This is a genomic window from Bradyrhizobium sp. 62B, assembly GCF_030272265.2.
In the GTDB taxonomy this organism is placed as follows: domain Bacteria; phylum Pseudomonadota; class Alphaproteobacteria; order Rhizobiales; family Xanthobacteraceae; genus Bradyrhizobium.
Window position 1 is genome coordinate 6682671 of record NZ_CP092841.2, and the last position, 15662, is coordinate 6698332.

A 15662-nucleotide genomic window follows, 5' to 3' on the forward strand; every position below is an offset into this window, starting at 1 on the left:
TGGAGCGCAGCCTACGCTGCCAGAACCAGTTCGCCAACCTCGCTCATGCCGGCGTTGCGATCGCCCAGCAGCAGCTCCGCGATCCTGGCTTGGGCCGCATTTTCCGTCAGCCGGAACGGGTCGTTCGGCAACACCCTGTGATCGACGACGAGCCGCGACAGCAGCAGCCGGCGCGCGTCGCCGCGCATCTCGTGAATGCGGTGCGCTTCCCAGGCGAGCGCCACCGCGCTCGCGACATGATAGAGCAGGCTGGTGGCGCGACGCGCATCGGCCTCGTTCTCGGATTTCGCCGCGACCTCCCGCGCGAAACCTACGGCGCGGTCGACGAGACCGCGCAACTTGTCGCGCCAGGCCTGCGGCACGGACGCACTGTCGTCGAGCCGGGCATGCAAATCGGCGGCGAGTGCAGATTCGGCCCCATGGCGGCCGACCGCGCGGCGGAGCGCATCGATGGCGACGATGTTGCCGGTGCCTTCCCAGACCGAGCCGAGATGCGCATCGCGCAACAGGCGGGGCGTCGCGAATTCCTCGATATAGCCGATGCCGCCGCGCATCTCGAGCGCATCGCCGCAGACCTTTCGCGCATCGCGGGTGGCGCGGAATTTCAGCGTCGGGGTGAGGATGCGCAGCAACGCCGCCGCGTCCTGGCTGCCGGCCTCGGCGCGGTCGAGCGCGTCCGCGGTGAGGAAGCTCATCGATAGCGCCTGCTCGACCGGCAGCATGATCTTCAGCATCTGGCGACGGCCGAGCGGCAGGTCGACGATGCGGCTGCCGAACACGACGCGGTTCTTCGCAACCGTCATGGCGTCATGATAGGCCCGGCGCATCAGCGCGGTGGATTTGACGCCGTTGGAGAGCCGCGACGAGTTCACCATCTCGGCCATCTGCACGAAGCCCCGGTCGAGCTTGCCGACCGCATAGGCGATCGCGCCTTCGAGCTTGATCTCGCCCGAGGCCATCGAACGCGTGCCGAGCTTGTCTTTGAGGCGGACGATCCGGTAGTGGTTCTGCGCGCCGTCATCGAGGAAACGTGGCATCAGGAAGAGGCCGACGCCGCGCGTGCCGGGCCCGGCGCCTTCGGGACGCGCCAAGAGCATCACGACCTTGGCGTCCGCATTCGAGCAGAACCATTTTTCGCCGTAGAGCCGCCAATGATCGCCCTCCTGCACCGCGCGGGTGGTCAGCGTGCCGACATCGGAGCCGCCCTCCTTCTCGGTCATGAACTGGCCGCCTTGCGTCAGCTTGCTCATGTCGGTCGAGGTCAGGCCATCGAGATATTTCGCCTTCAGCGGCTCGCTGCCGAAATTCGCCAAAAGCTTGGCGCAGCCATCGGTGACGTTGATCGGGCAACCCATGCCGAATTCGGTCTGGTTGAACAGGAAAGTGAAAGCGTGCTTGGCGACCACGGGATATTTGTCCGGCCAGCCCATGATGCCCTTGCGGATCGAAAGCGCATGGATGCCGAACTCGCCGAACGCGGCGTTCTCCAGCTCGCGATAGGCTGGATGATATTCGATCGACTGCACGTCGCGGCCGAACTTGTCGCGCTGGTGCAGAATTGGCGTGTGCCGGTCTGCGAGTCGCGCGCATTCGTCGAGATGGCCGCCGGCGAGCTCGCCGAGCCCGTCGAGATGCGGCTCGATGTGGCGAAACAGATTATCCGGCAGATGAATGCGGAGCAGATCCGTCAGCGCGGGATCGGCGCGGTAGAAATTCATGCCTGTGGTATCGGGCGCCAGCAGGCCGGATGGCTCGGCCGCGACGTCTTTCGGCTGTGCTGTGGCCGGCTTGTGCATGATCGCCCTCTTGGTTTCCGCCTTGCGGACATTTTGCGCTGATTTGGCGCTTGCCGCTTGAGATGATGTCGATCATGCTCCAGTCGCGGAGAGCAATAAAGCCGCAAATTGTCAGGGAGGCATGATCGCAACGGTGGAGCAACTCGCTCTGCGGAATTGTGGTCGCCCCGACTGGTTGTTCGCGTAGGCATGCATAGATCAACGGCTCCCTGTCCCAAGAGATCACGCCATGGAACATCCGAAATACAAGATCGCCCTCATCGTCGGTGCCGGCGAAGGCCTCAGCGCGTCGCTGGCGCGGCTGCTCGCCGCCCAGAATATTCGCGTCGCGCTGGCTGCGCGAAAGATCGAGAAGCTTGGTGCGCTCTGTAGCGAGACCGGCGCGAAAGCCTATGCCTGCAACGCGGCGGAGCCGGAGGAGGTCGAGCGGCTGTTCGGCCTCGTCGAGCGCGAGATCGGCACGCCCGACCTCGTGGTCTACAATGCCAGCGGCCGCACGCGCGGACCATTCGTCGATCTCGTCCCGGCCGACGTCGCCAATGCCATCGCGGTCAGCGCCTATGGCGGCTTCCTGGTGGCGCAGCAGGCAGCCAAGCGCATGCTGCCGAACAAGCACGGCGCGATCCTGTTCACCGGCGCTTCGGCAAGCGTCAAGGGCTATGCGCAGTCGGCCTCCTTCGCGATGGGCAAGTTCGCGCTGCGCGGGTTGGCACAGAGCCTGGCGCGCGAGCTGTCGCCGCAAGGCATTCACGTCGCGCATTTCGTGATCGACGGCGGCATCCGCAGCGCAGCGCGGACGGAAGCCGCGGACAAGCCGGATTCGATGCTCCACCCCGATGCGATCGCGCAGAACTATTGGAGCGTCTTGCAGCAGCCGCGCAGCGCCTGGAGCTGGGAGCTCGAACTGCGGCCCTGGGTGGAAAAGTTTTGAGGGCGAGCTGCCGTAGGGTGGGCAAGGCGCAAAGCGCCGTGCCCAAGATCTCCTCGAAATTGCGTAAAAGACGTGGGCACGCTTCGCTTTGCCCATCCTACAGAAGTCAGGGAGGCGATATGACCACCGAAACCACCATCGACACCGGCACCAATGAGCTCCTCTGCGTCATCCGTGACCGCGTCGCCATCATCACGCTGAACCGACCGGAGGCGCGCAATTCTCTGTCGGATGCGCTGACGCCGGCGCTGCGCACGATGATCCGGAGCTGCGGCGAGGATCGCGACGTCGGCGCGCTGCTGCTCACCGGCGCGGGCGATGCCTTCTGCGCCGGCGGCAACGTCAAAGGCATGGGCGCGCATCGCGACCCGAAGAAGCTGGAGATGTCGCTGGAGGATCGTATCGCCGATCTGCAGGAGCGGCAGCGGCTGCTCACGGGCGCGCTGGTGTCGGTGCGCAAGCCGACCATCGCGGCGCTGCCCGGCCCCGCGGTCGGCGCCGGGCTTGCCATCGCCATGGCCTGCGACATCCGCATCGCCGCGCAATCCGCTTTCGTTGCGACCGGCTATGCCCGCATCGCGCTCTCCGGCGATTACGGCATCGCCTGGCTGCTCACGCGCCTCGTCGGCACCGCGCGGGCGCGCGAATTGATGTTCACCGGCGACCGCGTCGATGCCGCCCGCGCCGAGGCCATCGGCCTCGTCAACCGAATCGTGCCCGACGACAAATTGCAGGCTGAGGCGTTTGCATTGGCGAAGTCGCTCGCCGAAGGCCCGCGCCTCGCGCTGCGCTACATGAAGGACAATCTCGACGAGGCCGTGCTGTTCGACTTCGAGACCGCCCGCGACCACGAGGCCGAGCGGCTGGTCCGCCTGACCACGACCGCCGATCACAAGGAGGCGGTGCAGGCGTTCATCGAGAAGCGCAAGGCGGTGTTCACGGGGAAGTAGGCGTTGGAACCACAAAAAAAGCCCGGCTCTGTTTGACCAGAGCCGGGCTCTCAGTGGTGTCAGGCCGAGGCTGAGGGGCGTTCGGCCTGACGGGAAAGCGCGGCGAGGCGCCAGCTCGCACAGGGAATGTCTTTCGGTGCGACCGAGATCTCCTTGTCGAAGCGCACCAGCTTCCAGTCATCGGGGTGATTGACGAAGGCGAAGCCGGATTTGCGGGCGAGCGAGACCATGGTCTCGTTGGAACGCAGCGTCTCGCCGAACATGTGCTCGGCGCCGAGCGCAGCCGCGCGGCATTCGAGATTCTTCATCAGCGCGGTGGCGATGCCGCGGCCCTGCCAGCGGTCGCCGACCGACAGGCCGAATTCGAGCGTCGCGGTTTCCGGGTGCAACGCGTAGCGCGCTTCGGCGACGATGGTCTCGAAGCCGTCGACCACCAGGGTCGCGACGACAGTGAAGCGATCGCGCTCACCGATGTCCAGGAAATCGCGCAGCAATCCTTCCGGCAATTCGCTGATGGCGCCGAAGAAACGGTTGTAGCGCGAGCGGGTCGAGAGCGAACGGAAGTAATGCTGCAGCTCGTCGGTGTCGCGCGGCTCTGCGAAGCGCACGTTCAGCGCCTCGCCATGCCGGGTGCGCAACGTGTCCGAATATTGCTTCAGGTCTTCCAGGCGGAGAGTGCTCATGACATGCCCCAAAAAGAAAAGGGACCGCCGGCGCCCCTGTGCTCAGGCGGCGCCGGCCTGGCGGCCAATCAGGCCCGCCAGAAGGGTTTGTCGGCCTCATAGGCGATGTCGCTCCAGGACAGTCCGACGTCCTGGAGATCACGCGCGGTCCATTGGGTGAGCTCGCGCCTGTTGCGATAGCGCTCGTGCCACAGATGGAGGGTCTCGCTGACCTGCTGGATCAGGCCTGGCGCATGATGATTTGTCATCGAGGTGTGGGTCAAAGTAGACATCTTGAGCTCCTAGAGCTAACTTGACCGCTAATATCTGCTTCCTACCGCACTGCGACAAACGACAATTTGTACCCGTTCGCATGAAATAACGTCATGTATCCTGCTGCCAAATGACTGCCAGATTGCCGTCCCTGAACGGCCTGCGGGCGTTCGAGGCCGCCGCGCGCCATCTCAGCTTCACGCTGGCGGCCGCCGAGCTGAACGTGACGCAGACCGCGATCAGCCATCAGATCCGCAGGCTCGAGGAGGAGCTCGGCATTCGCCTGTTCATCCGGCAGAACCGCGCGCTGGCCCTGACGCCGGAGGCGCGCGACTATCTGCCGGGCGTCCGCGCCGCCTTCAACGACCTCCGGCTTGCGACCGACCGCCTCTTGCGCAAGGACGACGACAAGGTACTGACGGTGTCGACGCTGGCCTCGCTCGCGGCAAAATGGCTGCTGCCGCGGCTGACGGATTTCCAGGAGCAGCATCCCGGCATCGACGTCCGCATCACCACGTCGACCAGTCTCGTCGATTTCCAGCGCGACAATGTCGATGCGGCGATCCGCTACGGCCGCGGCCAATGGCCGGGCCTGCGTGCCGACTGGCTGATGGCGGACGAGTTGTTTCCGGTGTGCAGTCCTTCGCTGCTGCGCGGCGACAAGCCGCTGCGCCGTCCTGAAGACCTGCGAGACCATCCGCTGCTGCACACCTCAAACGCCAACAGCGACGACTGGCGGCTATGGCTGACCGCAGCGGGCCTGCCGGCCGACATCGCAAAGCACCCCGGCATCACCTTCGACATGATCTTCATGACCATCCAGGCCGCCATCGACGGCATCGGCGTCGCGATGGGACGGACCTCGTACGTCCGGGACGACATTGCCAAGGGCCGGCTGGTAGTCCCCTTCAAGATCGCGCTGCCGACCGATGCCGGCTTCTACCTGGTCGCGCCGGAAGGCCGCCGGGAGGCGCCGAAGCTGACCGCCTTCCGCCAATGGCTGATTGCTGCGACGCAAAATAAGGCCTGAAAAATCAGCAGCTTCCTCCGCAAAACGGATTGACTCGTCGCGCCCCGCGCGGGAAGAGGCGTGGCAGATTGTCGCAGTCTGTCGCCTGACCGTGAGATGACGTCCCGGTCCGGCCACGCCTTTCCCAGGGGAGTAACGCCATGGCTGGACCGGCCACCTCGACCAATCCGCCCGCGATCAAGTCGCGCATCGGCGCGATCCTGCGCGCAACATCAGGCAATTTCCTCGAGCAGTTCGACTTCTTCCTGTTCGGCTTCTATGCCGCCGCCATCGGCAAGGCGTTCTTCCCGTCCTCCGACGAGACCGCGTCCCTGCTCAACACGTTCGGCGTGTTCTGGCTCGGCGCCTTGATGCGGCCCGTCGGCGCGATCGTGCTCGGGGCCTATATCGACCGGATCGGCCGCCGCCAGGGCCTGATCGTCACGCTCGGCATCATGGCCTTCGGCACCGTGGTGATCGCGTTCTGCCCGAGCTATGCGACCATCGGCATCGCGGCGCCGGTCATCGTGCTGATCGGCCGCCTGCTGCAGGGCTTCTCCGCCGGCGTCGAGCTTGGCGGCGTCTCGGTGTATCTCGCCGAAATCGCAACGCCCGGCAATCGCGGCTTCTACACCTCGTTCCAATCGTCGAGCCAGCAGGTCGCGATCTTCGTGGCCTCGATCCTCGGCTACATCCTGTCCGAGGTGATGCCGGCCGACACCGTCGCCGCGTGGGGCTGGCGCATTCCCTTCTTCGTTGGCTGCCTGATCATTCCCCTGATCTTCGTCCTGCGGCGGACGCTCGAGGAGACGCCGGCCTTCCTCGCCATGAAGAAGCACCCGACGGCGAGCGAAGTGTTCGCCTCCGCGCTCGCCAACTGGCGCATCGTCGTGCTCGGCATGATGATCGCGATCCTGACCACGACGACGTTCTACTTCGTCACCGTCTACACGCCGACCTTCGGCAAGACCGTGCTGAAGCTGTCGACGCAGGACGCGCTGCTGGTCACGTTGCTCGTCGCTGTCACCAACTTCTTCTGGAATCCGGTCGGCGGCGCGCTCTCCGACCGCATCGGCCGCAAGCCGGTGCTGATCGCGATCGCCAGCCTGTCGCTGGTGACGGCCTATCCGGCGCTGCACTGGCTGGTGGCGGCGCCGAGCTTCGGCAAGCTGCTCGCGGTCGAGATGATGTTCTCGTTCTATTTCGGCGTCTACAGCGGCACCATGCTGGGGGCGCTGGTTGAGATCGTGCCGGCGCATGTGCGCACCACCTGCTTCTCGCTCGCCTTCGCGCTCGCCGCCGCCTTGTTCGGCACCTTCACCCCGCTCGCCTCGACCTGGCTGATCGAGCGCACCGGCGACAAGGCCTCGCCCGGCTTCTGGCTGATGTTCGCCGCGCTGCTCGGCATCATCGCGGCGTCGACGGTGTATCGCGGCGGCGGCAAGGCGGTGCCGACTTATGATGCGGTGGCGGAGCCGGTTGCGGGGCATTAGCTGGATGTCGTTCCGGGGCGCCTCGCATCGTCCCGGAATGACGGCCAGCGCTTACAGCTCCACCACCACGTAATCGCTCTCGACCCGTACCGGGATCGTCTCCGCGACATACGGGCCCTTCACCACGCTCGCGCCCGGTTCGACATGGGCTGGATAGGCCCTCACGCGGAAGCGGCGGGGGTCGCAATAGGATTGGCCGGTGCGGATGTCGAACTCCCAGCCGTGCCAGGGGCAGCGGATGATCTCCCCGAGCTTGGTGTATTCGATCTCACCGGGCTCCCTTGACTGGGCAAGGCCAATCAACGGGCCTTCGCACAGCGCCGCGCCCTGATGCGGGCAGCGGTTCATCAGGCCGAAATATTCGCCCTTGATGTTGAAGACCGCGATCGGCCGTCCGTCGATCTCGAGGAATTTTCGCGTTCCCGGTGGCAGTTCATCCACGGCGGCAATCACATGACGCGCCATCAAGCAAGTCCATACAGCTTCTGCGCATTGCCGAGATAGAATGCCGCCCGGTTATCCTCGCTGACACCCGCCGGCAGAACGCGCGACGGCTCGTCGTAGTCCCAATGCGGATAGTCGGTCGCGAACAACAGCCGGTCCCAGCCGATCCAGTTGATGACGTCGAACAGATCCTCGCGCCTTTCGGGATCCTCCATCGGCTGCGTGGTCCACCACACCTGCTCGCGGATATATTCCGAGGGCGGCCGTTTGACATGCGGGACTTCGCTCCTGAGCCGCTGCCAGGCCTTGTCGAGCCGCCAGGCCAGCGACGGCGCCCAGCCGAAGCCGGCCTCGATCATCACCATCTTCAGTTTCGGGAAGCGCTCGAACACGCCTTCCAGCACGAGGCTCGCCAGCGCCGATTGCTGGCACTGCGAATGCCCCACCATCTCCTCGATGTAATAGGACGGCCAGCCCGAAGGCGTGATCGGATTGCCGCCGAAGCCGAAGGCGTGAACGCCGACAGGAAGCCCCGCTTCTTCCGCGGCCTGATAGATCGGCCAGTAGCGGCGCTGACCGAGCGGCTCGACATTGCGGCTGAGCAGCAGCACCTGCACGAAATTCTTGTCGCCGGCGCGCTCGCGAATCTCCGCAGCGGCTGACAGGCCGTCCTCATTGCCGACGACGATGGACGCCTTCAGCCGCTTGTCCTTGCTGGTCCATTTGTCGATCTGCCAGTCGTTGATCGCCGAGCACAGCGCAGCCGACAGCTCGTGATTGCGGATGCCCTGACCGGTGTTGAGCGGATTGAGCACGCCCAGCTGCACGTTGTTGGGATCGAGCAGCTGCTTCTGCATGAAGGACAGCGAGGAGCCCTGCGGCCCTCCCTCGGGCGGATAGGCGTCGCGGCGCGAGGCGTTGGGCTGGGCCTTCGGGTAGGGCGGGCCTTCCGTCATGCCCTGATAGGCATGGACGCCGTAGACTTCGAGATGATGCTGCCAGCGTTTGGCGAGATAGGGATAGAGCTCGGTGCGGGTGGCGCGCGCCGGATGGATGTCGCAGTCCGCGATCGCGGTTTTGACGGTCAGTGGGGAAGCGGCTTCTTGGTTCTCGCGGAACTGGATATTCATCGCCTTGCCTCCTCTGGCAGCGGCTCATTTCAGGCGGGGATAGGTTGCATGCGGATTGTCGATCATGATCTTGCGCACGAGATCGGGGGACAGACCTTCGGGCAGCGCATCCTGGCCGTCGAATTGCCAGTGCGGATAGTCCGTGGAGAATAAGACCAATTCGTCGGACTGCATATGATCAAACAGGCGATTTAATGTCGCCTCGTCCGGCGGTGCATCAAACGGCTGTAACGAGAAGCGGATGTTGCTGCGCACAATGTCCAGCGGCGCACGATCGACCCAGGGCGTTTCCATCCGCACCCCGCGCCAGAATTTGTGCAGGCGCCAGAGATAGGGCGAGATCCAGGAGACACCCGACTCCAGCAACACCATTTTCAGCCGCGGATATTTGGCGAACACGCCTTCGACGATCAGGCTGGTGAGCTGGGTCTGGAACGCCTGGGCCTGACCGACATAGTCCTCGATGTGGTAGGAACCCCATCCCACGGCGGTCGGCGGATTGTGATAGGCGGAACCCGCGTGGATGCCGATTGGCAGTTCCAGCCGTTCCGCGGCCTCGTAGATCGGCCACAGCGCGCGCTTGCCGAGCGGGGTGTCGCCCATGACCAGCATCAGTACTTGAACGAAGCGCTTGTCTTGCGCACAGCGCTCGATCTCGGCCACGGCCTTCTCGACGCCTTGCGTGGGAATCACGATCGAGCCGCGCAGCCGCGGATCGCGATCGAGCCACTCCTTCACGAGCCAGTCGTTCAGCGCGCGGCAGAAGGCCGCCTGCATGTCCTCGGAGAACACCATCTGCACGCCGTAAAGCGGATTGCAGATGGCATAGCTGAGCTGGAACGGATCGAGCACATGACGCTGCATGTCCTCCAGGTTCTCGCCGGGCTTGCCGCTCTCGGGGCGCCAGTCCGGTCGCGCCGTGATCGGCGACCTCTCCGGGTAGGATTGCGAGATGAGGTCGACCATGCCGCGCGTCGTCACCTGATCGCGCCAATAATCGGTCAGGTAGGGCAGCAGGCTGGTCAGATGCGGCACGGCCGGATGCACATCGCAATCCACCCCGCCGGCGATCAGGGACGCCATGACGTCTCCCTTCTCACGTTTCCTCGCACGTCTTTTTGTCCCCGCCATTCAAGCAGGCCTGCCGGTCGCCCGCAACTCGGCCAGAGCTGCTGGCATATGCTAGGAAGGCGCAGCTCGGTTGCGGGGACATCGGAGGTTCAGGAATGAAAGAGCTCGTCGGCATTGCGGAACAGGTTGCCGCCAAACTGATCGCGCGCAAACAGACCATTGCGGTGGCGGAATCCTCCACCGGCGGCCTGATCGCGGCGACCCTGCTCGCGGTGCCCGGCGCGTCCGCCTATTTCCTCGGCGGCGCGGTGGTCTACACCCGCGATGCCCGGCGCGTGCTGATGGATATTTCGGACGAAGGAATGAGGGGCTTTCGCTCTTCATCCGAGCCCTACGCGCAGCTGCTGGCCGGGCGGATGCGAACGCGCTTTGGCAGCGATTGGGGCCTGTCCGAGACCGGCGCCGCCGGCCCCACCGGCAACCGCTATGGCGATGCCGCCGGCCATAGCTGCATGGCGGTTGCGGGGCCTGCGTCAGAGGTGATGACGCTGGAGACAGGCAACAACGACCGGTTCGGCAACATGCAAATGTTCGCGGCGACGGCGCTGAGGTTGTTGTTGAGGAAGCTGGGGGAGTGACGCTGGCGCGGGATTCCCCGCCTTCGCGGGGAATGACAGCAGAGAGTATGGCGACGTCACCGCCCCAAATGCCGCATGAAGATCCGCACCACATAGCCCTGCACTCGCGGCGCCTCGTCATAGATATCCGACGCGATCCGCTCGATGGTCTCGCGCAGCGACAGGAATTGCGCCTGGCGGGCGCTGCTTTCGGTGCCCTGCATGCCCGCGAGCTCGTCCATCGCCGCGTCGCTGATCTGGCATTGCACCGCCTCGCCGTCGTTCAGCATGGTGAAGCGAAAGGCCAACCGTTCAAGGTCATGGCCAATGATCTTGTCGCGCGTCAGTGGCATCAAGTCGTCCCGGTCGAGCACCCCCGCCGGACAATGCTGAAAATCGCTCCGATTGTCAGCAGCAAAGAGCAATCTTGCCCTACTGGAACGCGACTTCGGCGAAACTGCGGAGCTTTCGCGAATGCAGCCGCTCCGATTCCTGCTGCTTGAGCCGCTCCAGCGCCTTCAGCCCGATCTCGAGATGCTGGCCGACGCGGCGGCGGTAAAACTCGCTGGCCATGCCCGCGAGCTTGATCTCGCCGTGCAGCGGCTTGTCGGAGACGCAGAGCAGCGTGCCGTAGGGCACGCGGAAGCGGTAGCCATTGGCGGCGATCGCGGCCGATTCCATGTCGAGCGCAACGGCGCGCGATTGCGACAGGCGGCGGATCACTTCGGGTCCGGAGATCTCCCAATTGCGGTTGTCGACGCTCGCCACCGTCCCCGTGCGCATCAGGCGCTTGAGCTCGAAACCTTCGAGGCCGGTGACGTCCTCGACCGCCTCTTCGAGCGCGACCTGCATCTCGGCCAGCGCCGGGATCGGCACCCATAGCGGCAGCTCGCGGTCGAGCACGTGATCCTCGCGCACGTAGCCGTGCGCGAGCACGTAGTCGCCAAGCCGCTGCGTGTTGCGCAGGCCCGCGCAATGGCCGAGCATCAACCAGGCATGCGGGCGCAGCACGGCGACGTGGTCGGTGACGTTGCGCGCGTTGGATGGGCCCGTGCCGATGTTGATCAGGGTGATGCCGCGGTAGTGCGGCGCGACCAGATGGAAGGCCGGCATTTGCGGTGCGCGAATAGGCGCGGTGCCGCTGATGGCGCCGCCATTGCGCATGATGATGTTGCCTGGCGCGACGAAGGATTCGAGGCCGGCCTCACCGGACTGGAGCCGCTCCTGGCAGGCCTGCGCAAAGGCGTCGACATAGAACTGGTAGTTGGTGAAGATGACGAAGTTCTGGAAATATTCGGGATCGGTGCCGGTGTAATGATAGAGCCGGCGCAGCGAGTAATCGATGCGGGCGGCGCGGAACAGCGACAGCGGCTCGGGCGCGCCGGGCTTGAGCTCGAACGTGCCGTCGGCGATGGAATCGTCCATGGTCGAGAGATCAGGCACGTCGAACGCATCGCGCAGCGATCGCGTCACGGGCGAGTTCTCGCTGGTAGTGATGGCGGCCTCGATGTTGATGTCGCGGCGATAGGCGAAGTGGATCGGGATCGGCTCGTTGGACTCACCGATCTCGACGGGCACGCCGTGATTCTGGATCAGGAGTCCGATCTGCTCGACGAGATAGCTGCGGAACAGATCCGGCCGCGTCACGCTGGTTTCATGCACGCCGGGCCCGGCGACGAAGCCGTAGGCGAGACGCGAATCCAGCCGCGCATGCGTCGCGGTGGTGATGCGCACGAAGGGATAATAGGCCCGCACCCGCGTCGTGATCGCCTCACCGCCGACATAGGCCTCGAACCGGTCGCGCAGGAATTTTGTGTTGCGCTCGTAGATCTCCTCGAGGCGGGCGACGGCAAGGGATGCGTTGGAGAAGGATTCGGTGGCTATGGCGGGGAGAGATTGCATGGTTCGACCGGCCGGGTTTCTGTTTGCAATGCCAGTATAGCAAACTGGCGGCCAAATCGTCATTGCGAGAGGACGCGCTTTCGCGCGTCACTTCTCCCTGAACGCCCGCATCAGCTGGTCGTGCAGCGGCTTCATCAGATAGGACAGCATGGTGCGGTCGCCGGTCTGGACGAAGGCTTCCACGGGCATGCCGGGAATCATCTTGACGTCGCCGAGGCGGGCGATCTCTTCGGCCGGCATCGTGACGCGGATGGTGTAGTAGCTCTGGCCGGTGCGCTGGTCGGTGGTGACGTCGGGCGAGACGCGGCTGACGAGGCCATTGAGCTCGGGCGTCGTGCGCTGGTTGAAGGCGGAGAGGCGCAGCAGCGTCTTCTGGCCGATCTGGAGCTTGTCGATGTCGACCGGGTTGACCTTGGCCTCGACCTGGAGATCGTCCGCCTGCGGCACGATCAGCATGAGCGCGTCGCCGGCGGTGACGACGCCGCCAACCGTGTGCACATTCGATTGCAGCACCATGCCGTCCTGCGGCGCGCGGATGTCGATGCGGCGAAGCTGGTCTTCAGCCGCGACCTTGCGCTCGATCAGCTCGCCGATCTTGTCGTTGGTCTCGCGCAGATCCTTGGAGACCTCGCTCACCACGTCCTTGTCGACCTGGATGATCTGCAGCTCGGTCTCGGTGATCTTGCCCTTGGCCTGCGCGCGCGAGGCGATGTACTGCGCGCGCTCGCCGTTGAGGCGCGCCGAGTCGCGTTCGAGCTGGGTCAGGCGCGAGATCTGCACCAGACGCTTGTCGTAGAGCTCCCGCACGCCGGTGAGCTCGTTCTGCACCAGCGCGATCTCCTGGTCCTTGGCCTTCTCCTGGGCGCTGAGACCGGCGATCTCCTCGTTGAGCTGCGTGATGCGCTCGCGCAACTGCGCCTTCTGTCCTGCGCGGCCGTTGACGCGGACGTCGAACAGCTTGGTTTCGGCGGAGAGCAGCAGCTTAACGTCGGGATCGCTGGCGCGATCGAGCAGACTTTGCGGAAATTCGATCCTGTCGACACCGCGCTGCTCGGCCTGCAATCGCGCCGCGCGCGCCTGCGCGGCGTCGAGATTCTTGCTGACGATGGCAAGGTTGGCCTTGGTGACGGTGTCGTCGAGCCGCACCACGATGTCACCGGCCTTGACCAGGTCGCCGTCGCGGGCGCGCACCTCGCCGACCACACCGCCGGTCGGATGCTGCACCTTCTTGACGTTGGATTCGACCACGATCTGCCCCGGCGCGATCAGCGCGCCCGAGATCAGCACGGTGGACGCCCAGCCGCCGAGACCGACGACCAGGACCAGCACGATGCCGAGTCCGAGCAGGAGGTGAAACTTGATCGAGTCCCGAACGGTCTTCTTCGCTGCGGGCTTCGGACCGCCGATGGCCATCGTGCTCATGGTTTGGCCACTCCGCCTTCGCTGACGATCTTGATCGGTGCCGGCGGCGTCACGCGCGGCTGCAGCACCTGGGCGAGCACCTGATCCTTCGGGCCGAACGCCTGCATGCGGCCGTCGCGCAGCACCAGGACCTGGTCGACCGCCTCGACGCCGATCGGGCGGTGCGCCACCACGATGACGATGGCGCCGCGCTCGCGCGCGGCGCGCACGGCGCGGGTCAGCGCCTCATCGCCTTCGGTGTCGAGGTTGGAGTTGGGTTCGTCGAGCACGATCAGGAAGGGATTGCCGTAGAGCGCGCGCGCCAGGGCCACGCGCTGCGCCTGGCCCGCCGAGAGCGCGGTGCCCTGCTCGCCGACTTGCGTGTTGTAGCCCTCGCGCATCTTGATGATCATCTCGTGCACGCCGGCTTCCTTCGCCGCCGCGATGATGCCGTCGGACGTCGCCTCGGGATCGAACCGGCTGATGTTCTGGGCGATGGTGCCGCCGAACAATTCGACGTCCTGCGGCAGATAGCCGATGTGGCGGCCGAGCGCGTCGGACGACCATTGATCGAGCGCCGCGCCGTCGAGCCGCACCTTGCCGCGCACCGGCTGCCAGACCCCGACCAGCGCACGGATCAGCGACGATTTGCCGGAACCGCTCGGGCCGATCACGCCGAGGCCGTTGCCGGCGGTGAGCGCGAAGGTGATGTCCTGCACGATGAGGCGCTGATCGCCGGGCGGCACCATGGCGACGCCTTCGACCGAGAGCCGGCTGGTGGGCGCCTGCAGCTGGGTCGGCATCGTCTGCGCCGGCATCTGCTCGAGGAGGCGCGTGAGGCGGTGCCAGCTCTGGCGCGCCGCAACGAAGGATTTCCAGTGCGCAATGGCGAGATCGACCGGCGCCAGCGCGCGGGCGGAGAGGATCGAGCCGGCGATGATGATGCCGGCCGTCGCCTCCTGGTGGATGACGAGATAGGCACCGACCGCGAGCACGGCCGATTGCAGCATCATGCGCAGCACCTTCGCGACCGCACCGAGGCCGCCGGCGACGTCGCTGGCGCGCTGATTGCCCGCGAGGTATTTTTCGTTGGCCTCGCTCCAGCGCGCGTTCATCCGGCCGGCCATGCCCATCGACACCATGACTTCGGCGTTGCGGCGGCTGGCCTGGGCGAGATCGTTGCGCTGGGCGGCAAGGCCCATCGCCTCCTTCGCCGGCTGGCGGGACATGAACTCGGTGACCAGCGTCAGGCCGACCAGGATGATGGCGCCGACCAGAGCGGTGACGCCGATCATGACGTGGAAGGCGAAGCAGATGGCGAGATAGAGCGGCAGCCAGGGCAGGTCGAAGAACGCGCTCGGGCCCATGCCGCCGAGGAAGGAGCGGACATTGTCGAGATCGCGCAGCGGCTGGAGGCCTTCGTTGCGACTGCCGACCAGCAGCGGCAGCCGCACGACGGTGTCGAACACGCGCTTGTTGAGCGCCTCATCCAGCGCGGTGCCGATCCGCCCCAGGATCCGGTTGCGGATCATGTCGAGCACGCCCTGCGCCATGTAGAGGAAGCTGGCGAGGATGATGAGGCCGACCAGGGTGGGAATGCTGCGGCTCGGCAGCACCCGGTCGTAAACCTCCAGCATGAAGATCGACCCGGTCAGATAGAGCAGGTTGATCATGCAGCTCATCAGGCCGACGCCGATGAACGCCGTGCGACAGGCGCGCAAGGCGTCACCGAGCTCTGAACGGCGGACGCCAGGACCGGCTGCCATCAGTCTGATCTCTTTCGGCTGGGGGGCAAAGCCCCTGATTTCACGGGCAATTCAGGCTACTCGCCCCGGATTAACATCATGTTGGCGCTGCGTCCAACGCGGGCCGAATTCATCCAGAACCCCCGAGGCCACATCTACCCCTGATGGCCCGTCGCGCAAGTCCGGTATTTCACAGTCTTTGCGGCTTTTTGGTGCAGCGACCGCCGCCTCTCCCCAG

15 protein-coding genes are annotated in these 15662 nt (G+C 65.3%); 5 read left to right on the forward strand and 10 right to left on the reverse strand.

Annotation, left to right across the window (positions count from 1 at the left end; genetic code table 11):
• Positions 1-11: 11 nt before the first annotated feature.
• Positions 12-1796, reverse strand: a complete 1785-nt coding sequence (locus tag ML401_RS32035) for an acyl-CoA dehydrogenase family protein (RefSeq protein WP_285808049.1) — start codon at positions 1794-1796, stop codon at positions 12-14.
• A 229-nt stretch (positions 1797-2025) separates the two neighbouring features.
• Between ML401_RS32035 and ML401_RS32040 the strand changes: the two genes are divergently transcribed.
• Both ML401_RS32040 and ML401_RS32045 read left to right on the forward strand, forming a co-directional pair.
• Entirely contained in the window at positions 2026-2727 is a 702-nt protein-coding gene (locus tag ML401_RS32040; RefSeq protein ID WP_285808050.1) for an SDR family NAD(P)-dependent oxidoreductase, read from the forward strand.
• Positions 2728-2846: 119 nt separating this feature from the next.
• Complete coding sequence (locus ML401_RS32045; RefSeq protein ID WP_211415780.1) at positions 2847-3677, forward strand: enoyl-CoA hydratase; 831 nt, start codon at positions 2847-2849, stop codon at positions 3675-3677.
• Between the two features lie 59 nt (positions 3678-3736).
• Here the strand turns inward: ML401_RS32045 and ML401_RS32050 are convergent, their stop codons facing one another.
• Complete coding sequence (locus tag ML401_RS32050; protein WP_212067806.1) at positions 3737-4360, reverse strand: GNAT family N-acetyltransferase; 624 nt, start codon at positions 4358-4360, stop codon at positions 3737-3739.
• 68 nt (positions 4361-4428) lie between these two features.
• A complete protein-coding gene (locus tag ML401_RS32055; protein ID WP_194404574.1) occupies positions 4429-4632 on the reverse strand; it encodes a DUF1127 domain-containing protein in 204 nt (67 codons plus the stop codon).
• A 110-nt stretch (positions 4633-4742) separates the two neighbouring features.
• Here ML401_RS32055 and ML401_RS32060 point away from each other — a divergent pair, with 110 nt between their 5' ends.
• On the forward strand, positions 4743-5642 hold the full coding sequence (locus tag ML401_RS32060) for a transcriptional regulator GcvA (protein ID WP_194404575.1): 900 nt from the start codon (positions 4743-4745) through the stop codon (positions 5640-5642).
• A 140-nt stretch (positions 5643-5782) separates the two neighbouring features.
• The gene (locus tag ML401_RS32065) at positions 5783-7114 is read left to right on the forward strand and encodes an MFS transporter (RefSeq protein WP_194404576.1); all 1332 of its coding nucleotides are present in this window, start codon (positions 5783-5785) and stop codon (positions 7112-7114) included.
• A gap of 51 nt (positions 7115-7165) precedes the next feature.
• Here ML401_RS32065 and ML401_RS32070 read toward each other — a convergent pair whose 3' ends face one another.
• The 3 genes from ML401_RS32070 to ML401_RS32080 are packed head-to-tail and all read right to left on the reverse strand — an operon-like array spanning position 7166 to position 9771.
• Positions 7166-7579, reverse strand: coding sequence for a Rieske (2Fe-2S) protein (locus ML401_RS32070; protein WP_211415777.1), 414 nt, complete (start codon positions 7577-7579; stop codon positions 7166-7168).
• Positions 7579-8688, reverse strand: coding sequence for an amidohydrolase family protein (locus tag ML401_RS32075; RefSeq protein WP_285808053.1), 1110 nt, complete (start codon positions 8686-8688; stop codon positions 7579-7581). Before ML401_RS32075 ends, ML401_RS32070 begins: the two co-directional genes overlap by 1 nt.
• A gap of 24 nt (positions 8689-8712) precedes the next feature.
• Positions 8713-9771, reverse strand: coding sequence for an amidohydrolase family protein (locus tag ML401_RS32080; protein WP_285808054.1), 1059 nt, complete (start codon positions 9769-9771; stop codon positions 8713-8715).
• 143 nt (positions 9772-9914) lie between these two features.
• Between ML401_RS32080 and ML401_RS32085 the strand changes: the two genes are divergently transcribed.
• Positions 9915-10397, forward strand: coding sequence for a CinA family protein (locus tag ML401_RS32085; RefSeq protein ID WP_285808055.1), 483 nt, complete (start codon positions 9915-9917; stop codon positions 10395-10397).
• Positions 10398-10453: 56 nt separating this feature from the next.
• On the opposite strand, the gene ML401_RS32090 is transcribed toward ML401_RS32085, so the two are convergent.
• The 4 genes from ML401_RS32090 to ML401_RS32105 all read right to left on the reverse strand — a co-directional run bounded on the left by ML401_RS32090 (position 10454) and on the right by ML401_RS32105 (position 15445).
• Positions 10454-10750 carry a DUF1488 family protein gene (locus tag ML401_RS32090; protein ID WP_246776362.1) on the reverse strand — a complete coding sequence of 99 codons (297 nt, stop codon included), beginning with the start codon at positions 10748-10750 and terminating at the stop codon, positions 10454-10456.
• Between the two features lie 58 nt (positions 10751-10808).
• Entirely contained in the window at positions 10809-12278 is a 1470-nt protein-coding gene (locus tag ML401_RS32095) for an AMP nucleosidase (protein WP_285808057.1), read from the reverse strand.
• Positions 12279-12365: 87 nt separating this feature from the next.
• Positions 12366-13700, reverse strand: a complete 1335-nt coding sequence (locus tag ML401_RS32100) for an HlyD family type I secretion periplasmic adaptor subunit (RefSeq protein ID WP_211415772.1) — start codon at positions 13698-13700, stop codon at positions 12366-12368.
• Positions 13697-15445 carry a type I secretion system permease/ATPase gene (locus tag ML401_RS32105; RefSeq protein WP_194404583.1) on the reverse strand — a complete coding sequence of 583 codons (1749 nt, stop codon included), beginning with the start codon at positions 15443-15445 and terminating at the stop codon, positions 13697-13699. The genes ML401_RS32100 and ML401_RS32105 overlap by 4 nt, the downstream gene beginning before the upstream one ends.
• Positions 15446-15662: the final 217 nt, after the last annotated feature.

Bases quoted from the DNA above. Each gene is read 5' to 3' on its own strand.
- ML401_RS32050 (WP_212067806.1), bottom strand. From the start codon at position 4,360: ATGAGCACTCTCCGCCTGGAAGACCTGAAGCAATATTCGGACACGTTG.
- ML401_RS32085 (WP_285808055.1), top strand. From the start codon at position 9,915: ATGAAAGAGCTCGTCGGCATTGCGGAACAGGTTGCCGCCAAACTGATC.
- ML401_RS32060 (WP_194404575.1), top strand. From the start codon at position 4,743: ATGACTGCCAGATTGCCGTCCCTGAACGGCCTGCGGGCGTTCGAGGCC.
- ML401_RS32100 (WP_211415772.1), bottom strand. From the start codon at position 13,700: ATGAGCACGATGGCCATCGGCGGTCCGAAGCCCGCAGCGAAGAAGACC.
- ML401_RS32095 (WP_285808057.1), bottom strand. From the start codon at position 12,278: ATGCAATCTCTCCCCGCCATAGCCACCGAATCCTTCTCCAACGCATCC.
- ML401_RS32065 (WP_194404576.1), top strand. From the start codon at position 5,783: ATGGCTGGACCGGCCACCTCGACCAATCCGCCCGCGATCAAGTCGCGC.
- ML401_RS32105 (WP_194404583.1), bottom strand. From the start codon at position 15,445: ATGGCAGCCGGTCCTGGCGTCCGCCGTTCAGAGCTCGGTGACGCCTTG.
- ML401_RS32035 (WP_285808049.1), bottom strand. From the start codon at position 1,796: ATGCACAAGCCGGCCACAGCACAGCCGAAAGACGTCGCGGCCGAGCCA.
- ML401_RS32045 (WP_211415780.1), top strand. From the start codon at position 2,847: ATGACCACCGAAACCACCATCGACACCGGCACCAATGAGCTCCTCTGC.
- ML401_RS32070 (WP_211415777.1), bottom strand. From the start codon at position 7,579: ATGGCGCGTCATGTGATTGCCGCCGTGGATGAACTGCCACCGGGAACG.
- ML401_RS32080 (WP_285808054.1), bottom strand. From the start codon at position 9,771: ATGGCGTCCCTGATCGCCGGCGGGGTGGATTGCGATGTGCATCCGGCC.
- ML401_RS32075 (WP_285808053.1), bottom strand. From the start codon at position 8,688: ATGAATATCCAGTTCCGCGAGAACCAAGAAGCCGCTTCCCCACTGACC.
- ML401_RS32055 (WP_194404574.1), bottom strand. From the start codon at position 4,632: ATGTCTACTTTGACCCACACCTCGATGACAAATCATCATGCGCCAGGC.
- ML401_RS32040 (WP_285808050.1), top strand. From the start codon at position 2,026: ATGGAACATCCGAAATACAAGATCGCCCTCATCGTCGGTGCCGGCGAA.